This is a genomic window from Microbacterium sp. PI-1, assembly GCF_004337555.1.
Classification (GTDB): Bacteria; Actinomycetota; Actinomycetes; order Actinomycetales; family Microbacteriaceae; genus Microbacterium; species Microbacterium aurugineum.
This window is the reverse complement of the sequence record NZ_SJYZ01000053.1, coordinates 1-3,606: the sequence shown is the minus strand read 5'-3', so window position 1 is coordinate 3,606 and position 3,606 is coordinate 1. Positions and strand designations below refer to the sequence as shown.

Annotated in this window: 5 protein-coding genes; 1 reads left to right on the top strand and 4 read right to left on the bottom strand. The window is 71.0% G+C overall.

Annotated features, from left to right (window positions below; genetic code table 11):
- Nucleotides 1-46: 46 nt before the first annotated feature.
- Entirely contained in the window at nucleotides 47-406 is a 360-nt protein-coding gene (locus E0W80_RS19000) for a CrcB family protein (RefSeq protein ID WP_131494545.1), read from the bottom strand.
- Nucleotides 403-777, bottom strand: coding sequence for a CrcB family protein (locus tag E0W80_RS18995; RefSeq protein WP_227991956.1), 375 nt, complete (start codon nucleotides 775-777; stop codon nucleotides 403-405). Before E0W80_RS18995 ends, E0W80_RS19000 begins: the two co-directional genes overlap by 4 nt.
- 86 nt (nucleotides 778-863) lie before the next feature.
- Between E0W80_RS18995 and E0W80_RS18990 the strand changes: the two genes are divergently transcribed.
- A complete protein-coding gene (locus tag E0W80_RS18990) occupies nucleotides 864-2,390 on the top strand; it encodes an FAD-dependent oxidoreductase (RefSeq protein ID WP_131494543.1) in 1,527 nt (508 codons plus the stop codon).
- Here the strand turns inward: E0W80_RS18990 and E0W80_RS18985 are convergent.
- Together E0W80_RS18985 and E0W80_RS18980 are read right to left on the bottom strand one after the other, a co-directional pair.
- On the bottom strand, nucleotides 2,359-3,198 hold the full coding sequence (locus tag E0W80_RS18985) for a nitroreductase family protein (protein ID WP_131494542.1): 840 nt from the start codon (nucleotides 3,196-3,198) through the stop codon (nucleotides 2,359-2,361). The genes E0W80_RS18990 and E0W80_RS18985 overlap by 32 nt on opposite strands.
- A 5-nt stretch (nucleotides 3,199-3,203) precedes the next feature.
- Nucleotides 3,204-3,575, bottom strand: a complete 372-nt coding sequence (locus E0W80_RS18980) for a hypothetical protein (protein ID WP_047522974.1) — start codon at nucleotides 3,573-3,575, stop codon at nucleotides 3,204-3,206.
- Nucleotides 3,576-3,606: the final 31 nt, after the last annotated feature.

Here is a 3,606-nt window from a genome sequence, read left to right as displayed (position 1 = left end):
ACCAAGACGGGACCGCACGACGGGGACGGGACCGCGGGGGCGGGGGTCAGAGGGCGGTGCCGAGGGCCAGGCCGAGGGCGGCGGCGAGGACGCCGAGCAGGAGCATCCCGACCGCATTGAACACCGCGGACCCGCGCTCGCCGTCTCGCCACAGTGCGACGGTGTCGAGCATCGCGGTGCTGAACGTCGTGTATCCGCCCAGCAGTCCGGCGCCGAGCACGAACGCCGCGTCAGGGAGAGCGGCAGTGACCACCCCGAGAGCGAAGGAGCCGGATATGTTCACGAGGAGGATGCCCCACGGGAAGCGGCGGCCGGCGAGCCGCGCGACACCGAGGTCGACGAGATAGCGCAGCACCGCACCGACTCCGCCGGCGAGCGCAGCACCGAGGAAGAGCAGCGGGGTCACGCGGGTGCTCCGTGGCGGGGTCTGCCGAAGCGCAGGCCGAGCGCCGCTCCGGCCAGTCCGAGCATCAGGCTGCCGATCGCGTACGCGGCTGCGAGCACCGGCGCGTCCGCCCACAGCTCCACCGTGCCGGTCATGAACGCGCTGTACGTCGTGAAACCGCCGAGCGCTCCGGTGCCGAGAGCCAGACGGAGGTCCGTGGAGGAGGGGAGGCGCGCGGCCAGCACTCCGATCAGCACGGCTCCGAGGACGTTGGCGAGCAGCACGGCCACCGGAAAGCCACCCGCGTCGGGCACCACCAGTCCGAGTCCCAGCCTCGCCGCCGTGCCGACCATGCCGCCCACGGCGACGAGCAGGATGCGGCGGAAGATCATGCTCGCCACCTTAGTCGCGCGTGCCAGCGCGCCGAGTCGATGTCAAGGGCGTGGCTCCCTCGCTCCTCGCGACGTTGACTGTCGGAATGAGACCACTGTGGAAGCTCGAGAAGAACCTGCCCGTGGGCTCCCCCTTCGAGGCGGGCGCGCATCACGACGTGGTCGTCGTCGGGGCGGGCATCACCGGCCTCTCGACCGCCGTGATGCTCACCCGCGCCGGACTCGACGTCGCGGTGATCGATGCGGGCGGGATCGCGGAGCTCGCGACGGGTGCGAACACGGGCAAGCTCTCGATCCTGCACGGCGCGCACCTGGAAGCGCTCCGACGGCACCATCCGGCCTCGCTCGTGCGGGCCTACGTCGACGCCAATCGCGCGGGGATGGAGTGGCTGACCGCGTTCGCCGACATGGCCGGCGTGACCTACACCCGCCGCACCGATCATTCCTACGCGCAGGGTCCGGCCGGTGCGGGGATCGTCCGGGACCAGCACACCGCCGCGCGGGAAGCCGGGCTGCCGACGAGGCTGCTGATGGCGACGACCCGACCGAGGACGACGTTCCCGGTGGCCGCGGCGGTCGCGCTCGACGATCAGGTGACGATCGATCCGGTCGCGGTGGCCCAGGCCCTCGTCACCGAGCTGCTCACGTCGGGCGGCACGGTGCACACCGGAGTCCGGGCGACGGGGACACGTGCCTTCGCCGGCCGGGTCGACACCGTGGACGGACCGCTGTTCGGCGACCACATCGTGCTCGCGACCGGCACACCGATCACGGACCGCGGCCTGTACTTCGCCAAGACGCGAGGGCTGCGGTCGTACTGCGTCTCCTTCCGCGTGCCGGGCGGCCTCCCGGACGGCACCTTCCTCTCGGTCGACGGCCCCACCCGCTCGATCCGCCCGGTGAATGCAGAAGACGGTCCGGGCGGAGAAGCCCAGCTCGTCGTCGGCGGCAACGGTCATCCGGTCGGTCGCGGAGATGGCGAGGCCGCAGCGGTGGACGACCTCATCGCCTGGACCCGATTGCACTTCCCCGGCGCCGAGGAGACGCATCGATGGTCGGCGCAGGACTACGAGTCGTACGACCTCATCCCGTTCGTGGGGGCGATGCCACGCGGTCTCGGTCGCATCCGCTTCGCGACCGGCTACGGCAAATGGGGCCTCTCGAACGGTCCGGCCGCTGCGCTGCGCCTCACGGCCGAGATCCTCGGCACCCCTCGCCGCGAGCGCGCGGCCTGGATGACCACGATCGGCACACGGCTCACGGTCCCCGCCGATCTGGGGCGCGGTGCGAAGGAAGGCGGGAAGGTGGCTGCGGCCCTCGCGTCCGGGTGGACGGAGGCGGAACGCCACCCCACCCCCGTCCCGCGGCCCGCCGAGGGCCAGGGCACGGTGGCGAACCGTGCGGGTCGGCCGGTCGCGGTATCGACGGTCGACGGCGTCACCCGCGCAGTGAGCGCGGTGTGCCCTCATCTGGGCGGAGTGCTCACGTGGAACGACGCCGAGTGCTCGTGGGACTGCCCCCTGCACGCCTCACGCTTCCGCGCCGACGGCACCCGGATCGAGGGACCGGCGCTGCGCGATCTCACGCCTCTGTCGGGCGAGGACCGGGAATGATCTCGCCCCGGGGCGGCGCGCCATCCCATCCCTCCTGCGGCGTCTCGCCGTTCTCGCGGAACACGTACTGCGAGACGAGCTTGCGCTGACTGCTCGACCAGTCGATCGCGGGACGACGCTGTTCCGGCGGCAGGTAGCCGAGTCGGTAGACGGCCATGAGCTCCAGGTCGTCGGGCACACGAAGCAGGCGCACGATCTCGTCCCAGCGACCAGGCACCTCCATCGGGAAGGAGATGAACTGGATCCCCATCCCGAGCTCGACCGTGGTGAGCCAGACGTTCTCCATCGCCGCTCCCATGCTGAACACGGAGTAGAACGACGAGAGCTGCCCCGGCCGATACTCGCTCCGGTCGAGCATGACCCCGAGCAGGAGCGGTGATCCGGCCACCAGCTTGCGGTTCTCGGCACCGAGGGTCTTCGGAACCCCGAAGGTGTTCATGAGGGTCTGCCCGCGCTTCGTGAAGACCTGACTCGTGAAGGGGCGCAGTGCGGCGGGCAGCTTGTCGAAGAGCATGCCGCTGCGCTTCTCCTCCATCTCGGCCTCGCTGAAGCGGAAGTACGGCTTGTAGCGCTCGAAGAACGTGCCGTTCGACATCGCCTCGGTCATGCTCTCGCCCGAGATGCGTGCGATCTGCTCGATGGTGTCGCGGCTCTCGATCACGACGAACCGCCATGGCTGACTGTTCAGCTGCGACGGCGCACGCCCCGCGGCTTCCAGGAGGATGCGCTGATGCTCCTCGGAGACGGGGTCGGGCAGGAAAGCCCCGTTCGTGGTCTTGCGGCGGCGGATGGCGTCGAGCAGTTCCATGCGTGTCACTTCCGGTCGGCGGCGGATCGCGAGAGCACCAGCCCCGCGACGATGAAGGGGGCAGCGGTGAGCGCGACCAGCGGATGCCGCCGGGTGTGCGTGCCGAGGTACGGGATCGCGGCGAGGGGGACAGCGGCCGGGAGCACCGCGAGTGCGGCACGACGGCCCTGGCGGGACCGGCCTGCGGATCCCGAGACGACCGCAGCACCGACGGACGTGCACGTGGCGATGTAGAGCAGGTGATGCAGCCACCGGAAGTTCCGGGTGTCGACGATCCGCGCCGCGACCGACGCGCCGAGCATGCAGTTCGCGGCATAGACCGCGGCCGCGGCGACGAACAGCGACGCGGGGTTCCTGCGCCGGGATCCGTGAGCCATGCCCCGACCCTACGCCCGGGACCACCCCGCG